The 14,852-nt window shown below is 56.3% G+C and carries 14 protein-coding genes; 11 read left to right on the top strand and 3 right to left on the bottom strand.

The genetic code is table 11. The annotated features are described in order from the left end of the window. Position 1: 1 nt before the first annotated feature. The 5 genes from EDC52_RS01135 to EDC52_RS01115 all read left to right on the top strand — a co-directional run bounded on the left by EDC52_RS01135 (position 2) and on the right by EDC52_RS01115 (position 5,881). Complete coding sequence (locus tag EDC52_RS01135) at positions 2-1,087, top strand: ABC transporter permease (RefSeq protein WP_131863424.1); 1,086 nt, start codon at positions 2-4, stop codon at positions 1,085-1,087. 91 nt (positions 1,088-1,178) lie between these two features. Next, on the top strand, positions 1,179-2,009 hold the full coding sequence (locus EDC52_RS01130) for a transketolase (protein WP_131863423.1): 831 nt from the start codon (positions 1,179-1,181) through the stop codon (positions 2,007-2,009). Beyond that, positions 2,002-2,946: a transketolase family protein gene (locus EDC52_RS01125; RefSeq protein WP_131863422.1), complete on the top strand. Its 945-nt coding sequence runs from the start codon at positions 2,002-2,004 to the stop codon at positions 2,944-2,946. Before EDC52_RS01130 ends, EDC52_RS01125 begins: the two co-directional genes overlap by 8 nt. Positions 2,947-2,950: 4 nt before the next feature. After that, positions 2,951-4,438, top strand: a complete 1,488-nt coding sequence (locus EDC52_RS01120) for an FGGY family carbohydrate kinase (RefSeq protein ID WP_131864070.1) — start codon at positions 2,951-2,953, stop codon at positions 4,436-4,438. Positions 4,439-4,456: 18 nt separating this feature from the next. Continuing rightward, positions 4,457-5,881: an L-fucose/L-arabinose isomerase family protein gene (locus tag EDC52_RS01115; RefSeq protein WP_131863421.1), complete on the top strand. Its 1,425-nt coding sequence runs from the start codon at positions 4,457-4,459 to the stop codon at positions 5,879-5,881. 132 nt (positions 5,882-6,013) lie between these two features. Here the strand turns inward: EDC52_RS01115 and EDC52_RS01110 are convergent, their stop codons facing one another. Next, positions 6,014-6,973 (bottom strand): sugar-binding transcriptional regulator, encoded by a 960-nt coding sequence (locus tag EDC52_RS01110; protein WP_131863420.1) that lies wholly within the window; start codon positions 6,971-6,973, stop codon positions 6,014-6,016. A 293-nt stretch (positions 6,974-7,266) separates the two neighbouring features. Between EDC52_RS01110 and EDC52_RS01105 the strand changes: the two genes are divergently transcribed. From EDC52_RS01105 to yciH, 4 genes are all read left to right on the top strand, one after another. Next, the gene (locus tag EDC52_RS01105; protein ID WP_131863419.1) at positions 7,267-7,584 is read left to right on the top strand and encodes a LapA family protein; all 318 of its coding nucleotides are present in this window, start codon (positions 7,267-7,269) and stop codon (positions 7,582-7,584) included. A gap of 6 nt (positions 7,585-7,590) precedes the next feature. Further along, complete coding sequence (gene lapB, locus EDC52_RS01100; RefSeq protein ID WP_131863418.1) at positions 7,591-8,760, top strand: lipopolysaccharide assembly protein LapB; 1,170 nt, start codon at positions 7,591-7,593, stop codon at positions 8,758-8,760. 112 nt (positions 8,761-8,872) lie between these two features. Then, positions 8,873-9,619 (top strand): orotidine-5'-phosphate decarboxylase, encoded by a 747-nt coding sequence (pyrF, locus tag EDC52_RS01095; RefSeq protein ID WP_131863417.1) that lies wholly within the window; start codon positions 8,873-8,875, stop codon positions 9,617-9,619. Beyond that, positions 9,609-9,932: a stress response translation initiation inhibitor YciH gene (yciH, locus tag EDC52_RS01090; protein ID WP_131863416.1), complete on the top strand. Its 324-nt coding sequence runs from the start codon at positions 9,609-9,611 to the stop codon at positions 9,930-9,932. Before pyrF ends, yciH begins: the two co-directional genes overlap by 11 nt. 82 nt (positions 9,933-10,014) lie before the next feature. Here yciH and osmB read toward each other — a convergent pair whose 3' ends face one another. After that, positions 10,015-10,233, bottom strand: a complete 219-nt coding sequence (gene osmB / locus EDC52_RS01085) for an osmotically-inducible lipoprotein OsmB (RefSeq protein WP_131863415.1) — start codon at positions 10,231-10,233, stop codon at positions 10,015-10,017. A gap of 319 nt (positions 10,234-10,552) precedes the next feature. Here osmB and araD point away from each other — a divergent pair, with 319 nt between their 5' ends. Beyond that, complete coding sequence (gene araD / locus EDC52_RS01080; protein WP_131864069.1) at positions 10,553-11,248, top strand: L-ribulose-5-phosphate 4-epimerase; 696 nt, start codon at positions 10,553-10,555, stop codon at positions 11,246-11,248. Between the two features lie 461 nt (positions 11,249-11,709). Beyond that, the gene (gene kdgT / locus EDC52_RS01075) at positions 11,710-12,729 is read left to right on the top strand and encodes a 2-keto-3-deoxygluconate transporter (protein WP_230467923.1); all 1,020 of its coding nucleotides are present in this window, start codon (positions 11,710-11,712) and stop codon (positions 12,727-12,729) included. Between the two features lie 147 nt (positions 12,730-12,876). Here the strand turns inward: kdgT and EDC52_RS01070 are convergent, their stop codons facing one another. Then, complete coding sequence (locus tag EDC52_RS01070) at positions 12,877-14,808, bottom strand: exoribonuclease II (protein WP_131863414.1); 1,932 nt, start codon at positions 14,806-14,808, stop codon at positions 12,877-12,879. Positions 14,809-14,852 lie beyond the last annotated feature (44 nt).

The raw sequence follows: 14,852 nt of genomic DNA, 5'->3' as shown, positions 1-14,852 counted from the left end.
CATGAAAACGTTAACTTCTTCGGCGATAACAGCGCCAGCTGGCCTGCGTACCAGAGAAAATCTGCTGCTGTTGCTGCTTAAACTCAGGACCTTCATTGCGCTGATTCTTATCCTGGGCTTTTTCACCGTGATGGTGCCCGGTTTTCTGGCCGGCGGCAGCATGATCATTATGATGAAGCATATCGCCATCAACGCCTTCCTGGCGTTGGGTATCACCTTTGTCATTATTACCGCCGGTATTGATCTGTCGATCGGCGCAACGCTCGGGCTGTGCGGCATGATAGCCGGCTGGATGATAACCCAGGGCATAGTGCTGCCGATGTTCGGCATCGCCATTTTTCCGAGCGTCTGGGTGGTGGTGCCGGTGGTGCTGGTGGTCGGCGGCCTTATCGGCGCGGCCAACGGCTTGATAATCACCCGATATAACGTCGCTCCCTTCATCTGTACCCTCGGTACCATGTATATCCTGCGTGGAGCGGCGATGCTGCTGTCCAACGGCGAAACTTTTCCTGCCCTGGACGGTAACCCGCGACTGGGCAATACCGGCTTCGACCTGATTGGCTCAGGCAGTTTGCTGGCGATTCCCTACAGCATCTGGCTGATGTTCCTGCTGGCGCTGCTGATTGCCTATATTGCACGGCGTTTACCGTTTGGCCGTCACGTCTACGCCATCGGCGATAACGAACGCGCGGCCGAACTGTCCGGTATCAAAGTCAAACAGGTCAAAGTCTGGGTCTATACCCTGTCGGGATTATGTGCCGCCCTGGCCGGCATCGTGGTCTCCTCTCAACTGGTCGCCAGCCATCCGGCCACCGGCACAGCTTTTGAAATGAATGCCATCGCAGCGGTGGTGCTGGGTGGAACCTCGCTGGCCGGCGGTCGCGGCACGATTCTGGGAACGCTTATCGGTGCGTTTGTCATCGGCATTCTGGCAGATGGACTGGTGATGATGGGCGTCAGTGAATTTTGGCAAATGGTGATCAAAGGCATGGTCATTATCATTGCGGTGATTATCGATCAGATGCAAAACCGCATGCAGCATAAAGCCGCCATCGTGTCGCAAAAGGCCGACAAAGCGGCAGGTTAGGCCTTCCCAGGTGACGAGGCCGGGAGGCCCTTTTTTCACGCTTGATATGAATAAATATTCTTCACTGAGTATAAATTCCTGAGGTGTAGCTATGAATCCATATTCATTGTCGGTAGCGGAACTGACAACCAAGGCGCGGCAGATACGCCGCCGTATCGTAAAACTCAATGCCGACAGTCCGGCCGGTGGTCATACCGGGGCCGATCTGTCGGAGGTCGATATTCTTACCGCTCTCTACTTTCGCATTCTGAACTGCGCGCCTGACCGCATGGACAGTCCAGAGAGAGATATCTATATCCAGTCCAAAGGCCATGGGGTCGGCGGCTATTACTGCTGCCTGGCGGAAGCGGGTTATTTCCCGCTGGACTGGCTGCCGACCTATCAGCATGCCAATTCCCATTTGCCCGGCCATCCGGTACGTCACAAAACACCGGGCATAGAACTGAATACCGGCGCCCTGGGACATGGTCTGCCGGTCGCGGTCGGCATTGCGCTGGCGGCTAAACGGGACCGGCGGCAGCGCCGGGTCTATGTACTGACCGGCGATGGTGAACTGGCCGAAGGCAGTAACTGGGAGGCTGCGCTGGCCGCCGCCCATTACGGGCTGGATAACCTGATCATTATCAATGACAAAAATAACCTCCAGCTGGCCGGCCCAACCAGCGACATCATGAATACCGACCCCTTGGCTGAAAAATGGCAGGCTTTCGGGATGAACGTCAGCGAATGCGCCGGCAACGATATGGCAGCGCTGGTGCAGACACTGGAAAACCTGCCGGCTAACGGCAAGCCCAATGTGGTCATCGCCAATACCCTGAAAGGTGCAGGCGTGTCGTTTATCCAGGGCAGGGCGGAATGGCATCACCGGGTACCTAAAGGCGAAGAACTGGCCCTGGCTTTAGAGGAGTTGAAAGATGAGTAATGCTGAACATTTGGCAAGCGTAATGGTTGAGCGGTTTATTCAGGCGGTGGACAATGGCATGGATCTGGTGCCGGTCGTCGCGGATTCGACCTCAACCGCAAAAATCAGCCCCTTCGCCGCCCGTTTCCCCGATCGGATTGTCAACGTGGGCATCGCTGAGCAGACCATGGTCGGCGTGGCGGCGGGTCTGTCTATCGGCGGTAAAATTGCAGTGACCTGCAATGCGGCGCCGTTCCTGATTTCGCGCGCTAACGAGCAGGTCAAAATCGACATTTGTTATAACAACTGCAACGTAAAACTGTTTGGGCTCAATGCCGGCGCCAGCTATGGTCCGCTCGCCAGTACCCATCACAGTATTGATGATATTGCCATTATGCGCGGCTTCGGCAACATTGAAATTTATGCCCCCTCATCGCCGGAAGAGTGCCGGCAGATCATCGATTACGCCCTGTCGTCCATCGGCCCGGTATACATCAGGCTGGACGGAAAAGCCTTACCCGCCTTGCACGGTGATGGCTACCAATTTAGTCCCGGACAGATTGACGTCCTGCGTCAGGGGGCGGATGTGGCCCTGGTGGCGATGGGATCCACCGTTCATGAAATCGTCGATGCGGCAGTACTGCTTGAACAGGCAGGTATTTCTGCTGCGGTAGTCAACGTTTCCTCCATCCGTCCATGTGATACTCAGCAACTGCTGTCGGTATTGCGCCATAGCAGGCAGGTTATTTCGGTCGAAGAACACAACATCAATGGCGGCCTGGGCAGCCTGGTGGCGGAAGTGCTGGCCGAGGCCGGCTGTGGCATTCCCTTACTGCGCCTCGGCATCAGAGACGGTGAATATGCCATTGCCGCAGACCGGGGAGCGATGCGCGCCCATCATGGCTTTGATGCAGCAGGCGTGTTCCGTGCCGCACGGACGTTATGTCGGGGAGATTGACACCATGGCGACGCCGATAATTCTGGCCATCGATGAAGGTACCACCAATGCCAAGGCGATTGCGGTCGACCGGCATGGCGTTATTATCGCCAAAGCCGCCATCCCGTTGGCCCTGCTGCATCCCAAACCGGGCTGGACCGAGCAGGATCCCGCGGCTATCTGGCTGGGCGTCAGCCAGGCGGTGGCCGACTGTCTGCGGCAGTTGGCCTCCCCGCAGGTTGAAGCGGTGGCCATCAGCAATCAGCGTGAGTCGGTGCTTATCTGGGATCGGGCCAGCGGCCTGCCGCTGACGCCGGTGGTCAGTTGGCAATGCCGCCGTTCAGAAGACTTCTGCCGGCAACTGGCCCAGGACGGGCATGGCCCGGCGATTTTTGCCGCCACCGGACTGCCAATCGATCCGCTATTTCCCGCTGCCAAGATTCGCGGTCTGCTGGCCGGCCTGGCGGATGGCCAGGGTCGAGCCGCCAACGGGGAGCTGTGTATCGGTACCCTTGATAGCTGGCTTAACTGGCAATTGACCGGCGGTGGCGCGTTCAGCACCGATTTTGCCAATGCGTCACGAACCCAGCTATTCAATATCCATCGCGGCTGTTGGGATAGCCGTATGCTGGCTTTGTTTTCAATACCGGCGGCGGCGCTGCCGGAGGTTCTGCCGTCGGCGGCGGTCCACGGCTATACCGCTGCCGGCGCGGTGCCAGCCTTGCCGGCCGGCGTGCCGGTGGCGGCGCTGATTGGCGATTCCCACGCCGCGCTTTACGGCCAGGGCAGCAATCAGACCGGCGATATCAAAGCGACTTACGGCACCGGCTCATCGCTAATGATGACCATTGACCGCACGGTAGGCTCAGGTCTCGGGCTCAGTCATACGCTGGCCTGGCATGATGGCGCCTTGCGCTACGCCCTGGAGGGCAACATTACCCATACCGGTTCAGGCCTGTCGTGGATCGGGCAACTGTTGGGGATCTCTTCCATGACACAGTTATGCGAGCTGGCCCAGGGGCAGGCCGATAACCAGGGGGTCTATTTCGTACCGGCGCTCTCAGGCCTGGGGGCGCCATACTGGGACAGCCGGGCGCGCGGCATTATCTGCGGACTGACCGATGCGGCAACTCCGGCGGGTTTAGCCCGGGCGGGGCTTGAGTCCGTTGCCTATCAGGTGGCGGATGTGTTTTTTGCCATGGAGCAGGCGGCCGGCCAACGTTTGCCTGCCTTGCGAGTCGACGGGGGGGCGACCAAGAACCGCTGGCTGATGCAATTTCAGGCCGATCTCCTGCAGCGCAGGCTGATAAGAAACCTGAATGCCGAGGTTTCAGCGCTGGGCGCCGCCTATCTGGCCGGGAAAACCCTGGGCTGGTGGCCGGATAATGAACAGATTGCGGCGTTGCCGCGTAATGTGGAAGTGATTGAGCCAAGACCGCTGACCGAACAACTGCAGGATAACTATAAACACTGGCAGGCGGCCGTAGCACGGGCCCGCTATCAGCCGGAATAACCCTATCTGGAGTGAAGCATGTCGAAAATACTGGACCAGTTAACCTTTGCCGTGATTATCGGCAATCGCGGATTTTTCCCCAGCTATCTGGTGGCGGAGGCGCGTCAGGACGCGGCGGTGGTGTTTGACCGCCTGGGCATTAATACCCTGATGCTTAACGAACAGCAGACCCATCTGGGCGGTGTGGAAACCTGGCAGGATGCCAAGGTGTGCGCTGACCTGTTTCGCGCCCATCGGGACGAAATCCACGGGGTAGTGGTATTGCTGCCTAACTTCGGCGATGAGAAGGCGGTCGCCGATGCCATCCGCCTTTCCGGTCTCACGGTACCGGTGCTTATCCAGGCAGAACCCGATGCACTGAATAAAATGGGCCTGGCGACCCGACGCGACAGTTTTTGCGGCAAGATCTCACTGTGCAACAATCTGCGCCAGCACGGTATTCCCTATACCCTGACGCAAAAACACGTCAGCGCGTTGAGCGGCGAAACCTTTGCCGCTGATCTGGTGCAATTCAGCCAGACCTGCCGACTGGTCTACGCCATGAAAGGGGTCCGCGTCGGCGCTATCGGTGCTCGCCCGACCAGTTTCAATACCGTGCGCTACAGTGAAAAAATGCTCGAACGCCTGGGCGCATCGGTCGAGACACTGGATCTGTCGGAAATTTTTACCCGCGTAGCCCGCCTCAGCGATAACGATCTGCGGGTGGGTGAAAAGCTGACTATCCTGAAGAATAATGCCGATGCCAGCGCCATCCCGGCCGAAAAACTGCACACCATGGCAAAGTTGTTCGTGGTGATCAGCGACTGGGTAATCGCCAATGATATTGATACTACCGCTATCCAGTGCTGGACTTCGCTGCAGGAAAATCTGGGCATCAATGTCTGCTCAATCATGAGCGTCATGTCCGGTCAACTGATGCCCAGCGCGTGTGAAGTGGATGTCATGGGGGCGCTGTCAATGTATGCACTGGCCTCCTGCTCGCTGGCCCCGGCATCGATTGCCGACTGGAACAACAATTTCGGCGATGATGGCGATAAATGCGTATTGTTCCACTGTGGCAACTTCGCCAGCGAAAGCCTGGAGAACCCGACCATGGGTACGGCGGATATCATCGGCACCACGGTGGGGTGCGAGAATACCTGCGGAGCGGTTCACGGACGAATGAAAGCCGGTCCGCTGACCTATTTCAGATTGTCTACCGATGATTTCAGCGGCCGAATCAAGGCCTATGTCGGCGAGGGCCTGGTGCTGGATGATCCGCTCGACACCGTGGGTTGCCGCGCGGTAGTACAGGTCCCCAAACTCGAACCTCTGCTGCGGTATATCTGCGAACAGGGTTTTGAACATCATGTGGCGATGAATCATTCGGCAACCGCCGGTGTACTGCATGAGGCTTTTACCAAATACCTCGGCGTTGAGTGCTACTGGCACCAGCGGGATTGATTATCAAGCGACCGGACAGGTCGCTGTCTTGCCGGCCACTGATGACATGAAGCCCCGCGGCACTGCGGCTTTGAAGGCAAAAGCCCAACAGCGGGGCGCATCAGGCAGATTGCCGTTTTGCCGTGGCGACTGTCAGGCGCCCGCCGACAGGGGCAGACGTTCGGCGCTAAGACGGTCGGTTATCAATACGTCAATGTAACCGCCTGCCAGCGCACCCTGGATGGCCGCCACTTTCTGCTCGCCGCCCGCCAGGGCCACCACGCGGGAACAGGCCTTCACCTGCGGCAGCGGCATGCCGATCACCGGATCTTCGTCATCAGTCAGTACCGCTTCGCCCTGGGCGTTGTAGTAATGCAGGCAGATATCGCCAACCGCCCCCCGGCTGGCCAGCAGTTGCAGCATATCTTCATGATAATAGTTGCCTGAGTTCATCAGCAGCTGCGACGGCTCCAGGGCGCCGATACCTATCAGGGCAACCTCGACTTCGCTGAATTTAGCCACCACATCCGCCACGTCGCTGCTGTTGAGAAGTCTGCGCCGATCCTCAACCGAGCGTTCAATACTTTGGGCCGGCAGTAGCCAGCAAGGGCAGTTGAGGTTATCAGCCAGCAACTGGGTCAACAGGGTAGCCTGCACATTGCCATTGGGTCCGACCCCGCCCAGCAGTTGAATCACGCCGCGCGCTTTGACCGCCAGCGGATGCAGATTATCCACCATCGCTCTGAGGGTGCTGCTCCAGGATGAGATACCGACCAGATCGTTGGGCCGGATACTGGTCTGCAGGTAATGGGCGGCAGCCGAACCAATGGCCTGCTTGATTTGCAAAGCGCCCGCATTATCGGCGACATCGACAATGATCGCCTGATCGATGCCATAGCGCTGCTGAATGGCCGACTCCAGGCCGATGAACATGTTCGGCGGCTGAACGACACTGATTTTAACCACCCCTTCTCTGACGCAGCGGGTGATGGCTCTGGAGACAAAGGATTGGGAGAGATGAAGCGCCTGGGCAATATCGGCCTGTTTCTTGTTTTCGCTATAATACAACGTCGCTATCTTTACCAAGAGGCGCTGTTCATCCTGTTTTGACATGCTGACGATCCCGATAGTCTTAGATAAGTCTCATTTTTATTCATTGATGAATAAATAACAAGCTCGGGTGTTAGCGGTTGGGTTTTATGCTGTTCGCCCTTATAGTAATTAAGGAAAGCTGAACAGAGCAGGCCCCAGTACTGCAGAAATCGCCGCAACAGTGACATCAATGCGTGATTTATCATCAAACTGTCTGGAGAATTTCCTTAGCCACGCGGGAAATGCTAATTTATAGACTCTGGGTGCCAAACATTTGGCTGAATCCAACCTACACTTGGCTTGCAGGAATCAATGTGAAATATGTTCTGATATTTTTGCTGGTTGGCGTGGTATTTATTGCTTCCGTCACCTTTGGAGCGCATAACGATCAGGTAGTTTCCTTTAACTATCTGGTGGCACAAGGACAATATCGGGTCTCATCGTTACTGACCTTCCTGTTCGGGCTGGGCTTTATCCTCGGCTGGATCATCTGCGGACTGTTTTATCTGCGGATCCGTATCGCCTTGATGCGTGCAGAGCGTAAAATCAAACGTCTGGAACAGCAACTTACGCCGGCGGAGCAGACGACTCCCATGGCACAGGCACCGGTTACGGTAGTCCCAAAGGAATAACCCGCTATGCTTGAACTGTTGTTTCTGCTGTTGCCCGTGGCTGCCGCTTACGGCTGGTACATGGGTCGCAGGAGCGCACAGCAGCATAAACAGCAGGAAGCCAACCGGCTGTCCCGCGAGTATGTGGCGGGCGTCAATTTCCTGTTATCTAACCAGCAGGATAAAGCGGTTGATCTGTTTCTGGATATGCTTAAGGAAGACAGTAACGCCGTCGAGGCTCATCTTACGCTGGGCAATCTGTTTCGCTCGCGCGGTGAAGTCGATCGCGCCATCCGCATCCATCAGGCTCTGATGGAAAGCACCGCACTGACCTTTGAACAGCGCCTGCTGGCTATCCAGCAACTGGGGCGGGACTATATGGCCGCCGGTTTCTATGACCGGGCTGAAGATATGTTCAGCCAACTGGTGGATGAGCAGGATTTCCGGCTGGGGGCCCTCAGTCAGCTACTGCAGATTTACCAGGCTACCAGTGAGTGGGTCAAAGCTATCGACGTGGCTGAAAAGCTGGTCAAGGCCGGCAAAGAACAATGCCGGGTCGATATAGCCCACTTTTACTGTGAACTCGCCTTGCAAGCGCTGGCCGGGGATGATGCCGATCGGGCGATGTCGCTGTTGAAAAAAGGGGCATCGGCCGACAGAAACTGCGCCCGTATCTCTATTATGATGGGGCGCATTTTCATGGGCCGACATGAATATGCAGCGGCGGTAACGGCCCTGCAGCGCGTGCTTGAGCAGGATCAGGAGATGGTCAGCGAAACCCTGCCGATGCTTGAGGAATGCTATCACCATCTGAATCAGCCTGGCGCCTGGGCCGAATTTCTCAAACGCTGTGTCGAACGCAATACTGGCTCGGCGGCGGAATTGCTGTTAACCGACATCATCGAACAGAATACCGGTGCCGAAGAGGCTCAGGCCTACATCAACCAGCAATTGCGCCAACATCCGACGATGCGGATGTTTCATCGGCTGATGAACTTCCATCTCAACGAAGCCGAAGATGGCCGCGCCCGTGAGAGCCTGCTGATGCTCAGTGATATGGTGGGTGAACAAATCCGGACCAAACCGCGCTATCGCTGTCAGAAATGCGGTTTCACCTCTCACAGCCTTTACTGGCATTGTCCTTCCTGTAAATCTTGGGCGTCGGTCAAGCCGATTCGCGGCCTGGACGGGCAATAATCTTATCGCCGGACGTGGCTTTTACCTCGCGGCCGGTTAAAATACCGCTCAATGATCCGACGACACCGGGCTTGATTTGCCCCGGTGCTTCTTGCCAAAAGGTGCTTAACTGATGACTTTAGATGCTCAGGCTGCCTCGGCTCGCAAAACGCTGTCTCCGGTGCTGGTCGCCCTGGACTATGCCGACCGGCAGCAGGCGCTGAGCTTTGCTGACAGTATTTCCCCCGCCGACTGCCGTTTGAAAGTCGGCAAAGAAATGTTCACCCGTTTTGGCCCTGGCCTGGTCGACAGTTTGCAACAGCGGGGTTTCGAGGTATTTCTGGACCTGAAATTCCATGATATCCCCAACACCGTTGCCAAAGCGGTCAATGCGGCGGCTGATCTGGGGGTGTGGATGGTCAACGTTCATGCCAGCGGTGGAGAACGCATGATGACCGCCGCCAGAGAAGCGCTGGCGGCCCGTAGCGGTGCTGTGCCACTGTTGATCGCCGTCACGGTACTGACCAGCATGGATGACAGCTGTCTGGCCGGTCTCGGCATTCCAATGACCGCTGCGGCGTATGCTGAGCGCTTGGCGGCGCTTACCCGCGCTTGCGGTTTGGATGGAGTGGTCTGCTCGGCCCAAGAGGCCGAGGGGTTTAAAACGCGTTTTGGTCAGGATTTCAGGCTTATTACACCTGGGATCCGGCCCGAGGGCAGCGATGCCGGCGATCAGCGCCGGATTATGACCCCGCTGCAGGCCCTGGCCGCCGGGGTCGACTACCTGGTGATTGGGCGGCCGATTACCCAAGCTGCCGACCCGGCCTCCAGCCTGCGGGCTATCAATCACCAGCTCCGGGAGTCGCGTCATGGCGGATGATAACCGGCTGGTTTACGCTACCGATGTCGGCAGGATCGCGCCGGAACCAGCGCCGGCCCTTCGCCCGCGGGGTGATGGTATCGTCAGGATCCGGCGCGAAACCAGCGGTCGTAAAGGAAAGGGGGTCTGCGTGATAACCGGTGTTGCAGGTGATGAAGATGTTCTCAATCGACTCACGTCAGAATTGAAGAAAAAATGTGGCAGCGGTGGGTCGGTTAAAGACGGGACAATTGAAATTCAGGGTGATAAGCGCGATCTCATCAAACAATGGCTTGAAGCCAAAGGCATGAAGGTCAAACTGGCCGGCGGCTGAAGCGGCTGGGCTGTTATTTTCCGGGCTGTACCTGCGTGGGGTACAGCCCGGAAGTGTATATCACACCCCAGGCTATTGGGTTTTAATCAACCTGATGGCCAATGATGCCGCCGACAGCGGCACCACCGATGGTACCGAGTCCACTGCCGTTGGTGAGGATGGAACCCCCTACGGCACCGGCGCCGGCGCCGATAGCGGTATTGCGATCACGTTTAGACATGCCTGAACAGGCGGTCAGCGAAAGCGCCAGTACTATGGCGAGTCCGGCAGCGGCAACACGTTTGCTTTTAATTGTCGTCATTGTCACTCTCTCCGTTAAGGGTATTAAGAAACGTTTGGTAATAATTATAGTATTTAACTGAATGTTTAACCTGCCGCCAGCACAATAAATGCTGATTTTTGCCGTTAATGCCAAAAATTTCCACTTGGTGTGGTCAGTCTGGCAGCCGAGTGGCAGAATCGCCAGTGGAAGATTCTGGATATTTACCCTGGATAAGCCGGATAATGCCAACGAAACGCGCGCTACAGCAGATCACTGCCCGGTCTTTAGCCATTTCGACCATACTCCGACAGGGTGCCTCACCGGACAATATCCTCATGGATTGACGAGGACACCTGCCATGCTGGAAGAACTGAAACATCAAGTACTGAACGCCAATCTGGCGTTACCCCGACATCACCTGGTGACATTTACCTGGGGCAATGTCAGCGGCGTAGATCGCCGCCAGGGACTTATGGTTATCAAACCCTCCGGGGTCAGCTATGACCATATGCAAACCGAAGATATGGTGGTGGTGGAACTGGAAACCGGAAAAGTGGTGGAAGGGGCCAGGAAGCCTTCTTCGGATACCGATACCCACCGGGTGCTGTATCTGGCTTTCCCACAGACCGGCGGTATTGTTCATACTCATTCCCGACATGCGACCATCTGGGCCCAGGCCGGGTTGGATATCCCTGCCTGGGGCACGACCCATGCAGATTATTTCTATGGGCCAGTGCCTTGTACCCGCCTGATGACCAACGAAGAAATCGCCGGTCGTTATGAATGGGAAACCGGCAACGTCATTGTCGAGACCTTTGAACGGCGCGGTATTGCCCCTGCGGCTGTGCCGGCGGTGCTGGTCAATTCCCATGGTCCTTTCTCCTGGGGAGCGGATGCAGAAAATGCAGTCCATAACGCGGTGGTGTTGGAAGAGCTGGCCTACATGGGACTGTTCTCTCGACAACTGGTGCCGGCGCTGCCGCCGATGCAGCCGAACTTGCTCGACAAGCATTATTTACGCAAGCACGGCAAAAATGCGTATTACGGCCAATAATCTCTTTAACAGCCATTAGGGCTGCCCACTTCCTGCAATCATCTACTGCAACCGGGGCTTTCTCAGTATCTCACTGCGAAAGCCAGATTTTTAGTGACCATGGTCTGGTTACTGAACAGTGCTGCTCGTCTTTTTGTCAAACTGACGCTATTACCTATCCCACCGATATCGGCTGCCCGTCTGCGGATAATCGCCTTTGCTGCCGCTGCCGTTTTATCGCTGCGACAGGTTAATTAACAGAGATCACCGGCTTGATTAACTTTATGTAACCGTTTTTGTAAATTAATTAAAATTACATTTTTTATAAAAAGAAACATTGTTTCATTTATTGAGTTAGATCACTTTATTTAATCATGTAACCGGTTACTTTATCGCGCAGTTGATTTAGGTAAATCAGTTTTCGTCAGGGACAGGCGGCCTTACTGCTACTGGGTTATATTTTTGCTATCAGGTGGAATAACATGCGAATTAAACGTGCAATAGACAAAATTCCTGGCGGTATGATGCTCGTGCCGTTGTTCCTCGGTGCGATTTGTCATACTTTCGCACCGGGAGCAGGAAAATATTTCGGCTCATTTACCAATGGGTTGATTACCGGCACTGTGCCTATTCTGGCAGTCTGGTTTTTTTGTATGGGAGCCTCAATCAAACTCAGCGCCACGGGGACGGTGTTACGCAAGTCCGGTACGCTGGTGGTCACCAAAATCGCTGTGGCCTGGGTGGTCGCGGCGATAGCTTCACGTATCCTGCCTGAGAATGGCGTTGAAATCGGCTTCTTCGCCGGCCTGTCAACGCTGGCGTTGGTTGCTGCAATGGACATGACCAATGGTGGCCTGTATGCGTCGATTATGCAGCAATACGGCACCAAAGAAGAGTCTGGCGCGTTTGTGCTGATGTCGCTGGAATCCGGCCCGTTGATGACCATGATTATTTTGGGCACCGCCGGAATCGCCTCATTTGAGCCTCACGTGTTTGTCGGCGCGGTATTGCCATTCCTGATTGGCTTTACCCTGGGCAACCTTGACCCGGACCTGCGTGAGTATTTTACCCGTGCCGTGCAAACTCTGATTCCGTTTTTCGCCTTTGCGCTGGGCAATACCATTGACCTGAGCGTTATCGCCCAGACCGGCCTGCTGGGTATCCTGTTGGGTGTGATGGTTATCATCGTTACCGGTATTCCGTTGATTATCGCCGACAAAGTGATCGGCGGCGGGGACGGTACCGCCGGTATAGCTGCCTCCAGTTCCGCCGGCGCGGCGGTAGCGACGCCAGTGCTGATTGCAGAAATGGTACCGGCATTCAAACCGATGGCGCCAGCAGCAACGTCTCTAGTGGCGACTTCGGTTATCGTTACCTCGATTCTGGTGCCGATCATTACCGCCCTTTACTCCAAGCGCGTCAAGAAGGGCCGTTTGCCGCAAGATCCTTTGAGCCCGCCTGTGGAAACGGTGGCCACTGTTGAGAGACAGGAATTCAAATAATACCTATTCGGAATTCAAATAATACCTATTCGGGTTGCAAAAAAAGCCCCCCTGCAGCGATGCAGGGGGGCTTTTTTTTGCTCGACGTGCGGAACACCCTATGGGGGTGAAAAGGCTGGCCCGGTAGAGGCTTGCCAGCCTGGTGATTTAGACCGGGCGGGCTATAACCGAACGATTTTCCATACGCACTTCAGCGATAGTGACTTCGATGACGTCGCCCTGGCGGTAGCGTTCTTCCCCTTTGACCTGCACCGTACCGGTGTCCTGGCTGCAAACCAGTTCATCCCGCACGCTGTGGATAAACGGGGCCGGGATAAAAGCGACCGCGCCATTTTCAGACAAACGGACCCGCATCCCGCCACGGGAGACATCAATGATTTCGGCGGCATAACGGGTATCGGTGCCGGCTTTGTCTTTAAGAAAACGGGCATACAGCCAGTCACCGACATCCCGTTCCGCCATACGGTTCAGGCGACGACGCTCCGACATTCTGAGGGTAACCTCGTCCGAAGGACGGACCGGCGCCTCGCCGCCCAGCATGGACTTCAGCAGGCGATGGTTGACCATATCGCCGTATTTACGGATGGGCGAGGTCCAGGTGGCATAAGCGCTCAGCCCAAGGCCGAAATGCGGGCCGGGCTCGGTGCTGATTTCAGCAAATGTCTGAAAACGGCGAATGCGACTATCAAGGAACGACGTCTGCAGGGCGTCCAACTGACGGCGTAGGGCGCAAAAACCCTCCAGGGTCAGCAATTCGGCGGCATCCACTTTAATACCGTGATTATCCAGTACGGTAACTGCCTGTTCGACCATGGCGGGATCAAAGCCATTGTGCACATTATAGACACCAAAGCCCGGGCCCTCACGCAGCACTTCGGCGGCACAAATGTTCGCCGTTATCATCGCTTCTTCGACGATGCGGTTGGCGATGCGGCGCGGTTCAACCTGAATAGCCAGCACATCCCCTTTATCGTCCAGCACGAAACGATAATCGGGGCGGTCCTTGAACACCAGGGCATGTGCCTGGCGCCAGGTGCTGCGGGCCAGGCACATACGGTTCAGCAGACGGATTTGCTCGGCGATGGCGTCGCTCGTCGGTAGCCATTGACCTTGACCCTCCAGCCAATCGGATACATCGTCATAGGCGAGTTTCGCCTTCGACTCGATCCAGGCGGTAAAGAAGCGCGGTGCAGATGATAGCGACCCGTCGGCGGCGATCTTCACCCGGCATGCCAGCACCGGTCGGCGCTCATGGGGACGCAGCGAACACAGGTTATCAGACAGGTCACGCGGCAGCATCGGGATGTTGAAACCCGGCAGATAGTTGGTAAAGGCCCGATCGCGCGCCGTGGCGTCCAACGCGCTGCCCGCCGGCACCCAGGCGGTAGGGTCGGCAATGGCGATGGTCAACAGCAGGTCGTCGCCTTCGGCCGTCACATACAGGGCATCGTCCATATCCTCAGTGCTGGCACTGTCAATCGTGACAAAATCAAGCCCGGTCAGATCTTCGCGCGCAAGCGGCTCGTCCTGTCGGGACAACTCTTCCGGCATCGCTGGCGCTTCGCGCTCCAGGTTATGCCGCGCCAGGGTGACCCACCAGGGGGCGAAGTGATCGTCGCCGGTGGTGACAACGGCGGTGATTTCAGCATAAAACTGGCGATCGCCTTTCAGTGGATGGCGGCGCATTTCGGCAATCGCCCAGTCACCGGTTTTAAATTCATGGCTTACGCCATGTTCTGGACGTACCGCAATTGACTCTTTGATCAGCGGATGGTCAGGAATTATCGATAACCGATCCTCTCTTTGCTGCACCCGACCGACAAAGCGGGACAGAAAGGGCTCAAGCAGGGTTTCCGGTTCGGCAATCTCCCGGTCTTTATCAGTACGCACCACGGCGGAAATGCGATCGCCGTGCATCACTTTCTTCATAAAGGGCGGCGGAATAAAGTAGCTCTTTTGAGCATCGACTTCCAGAAAGCCAAAACCTTTCTCCGTGCCTTTGACAACGCCTTCAATGCGCGGGGTCTGAGAGTGAAGTTGCTGTTTTAGCTGTGCAAGCAGCGGGTTATCTTGAAACATAATGTCCAGAAATGAGAGTGTGTTTGGTCTGAAGAATGGCTGTT

Origin of the sequence: Biostraticola tofi (assembly GCF_004343195.1) — a bacterium.
GTDB classification, from domain to species: Bacteria; Pseudomonadota; Gammaproteobacteria; order Enterobacterales; family Enterobacteriaceae; genus Biostraticola; species Biostraticola tofi.
The sequence above is the reverse complement of the archived record's forward strand: the minus strand, read 5'-3'. Positions and strand labels throughout refer to the sequence as shown.

Excerpts from the sequence above, each read along its gene's own strand:
- osmB (WP_131863415.1), bottom strand. The coding sequence starts at position 10,233 with ATGACGACAATTAAAAGCAAACGTGTTGCCGCTGCCGGACTCGCCATA.
- EDC52_RS01110 (WP_131863420.1), bottom strand. The coding sequence starts at position 6,973 with ATGTCAAAACAGGATGAACAGCGCCTCTTGGTAAAGATAGCGACGTTG.
- lapB (WP_131863418.1), top strand. The coding sequence starts at position 7,591 with ATGCTTGAACTGTTGTTTCTGCTGTTGCCCGTGGCTGCCGCTTACGGC.
- EDC52_RS01115 (WP_131863421.1), top strand. The coding sequence starts at position 4,457 with ATGTCGAAAATACTGGACCAGTTAACCTTTGCCGTGATTATCGGCAAT.
- pyrF (WP_131863417.1), top strand. The coding sequence starts at position 8,873 with ATGACTTTAGATGCTCAGGCTGCCTCGGCTCGCAAAACGCTGTCTCCG.
- EDC52_RS01130 (WP_131863423.1), top strand. The coding sequence starts at position 1,179 with ATGAATCCATATTCATTGTCGGTAGCGGAACTGACAACCAAGGCGCGG.
- yciH (WP_131863416.1), top strand. The coding sequence starts at position 9,609 with ATGGCGGATGATAACCGGCTGGTTTACGCTACCGATGTCGGCAGGATC.
- araD (WP_131864069.1), top strand. The coding sequence starts at position 10,553 with ATGCTGGAAGAACTGAAACATCAAGTACTGAACGCCAATCTGGCGTTA.
- EDC52_RS01135 (WP_131863424.1), top strand. The coding sequence starts at position 2 with ATGAAAACGTTAACTTCTTCGGCGATAACAGCGCCAGCTGGCCTGCGT.
- EDC52_RS01125 (WP_131863422.1), top strand. The coding sequence starts at position 2,002 with ATGAGTAATGCTGAACATTTGGCAAGCGTAATGGTTGAGCGGTTTATT.
- EDC52_RS01070 (WP_131863414.1), bottom strand. The coding sequence starts at position 14,808 with ATGTTTCAAGATAACCCGCTGCTTGCACAGCTAAAACAGCAACTTCAC.
- EDC52_RS01120 (WP_131864070.1), top strand. The coding sequence starts at position 2,951 with ATGGCGACGCCGATAATTCTGGCCATCGATGAAGGTACCACCAATGCC.
- kdgT (WP_230467923.1), top strand. The coding sequence starts at position 11,710 with ATGCGAATTAAACGTGCAATAGACAAAATTCCTGGCGGTATGATGCTC.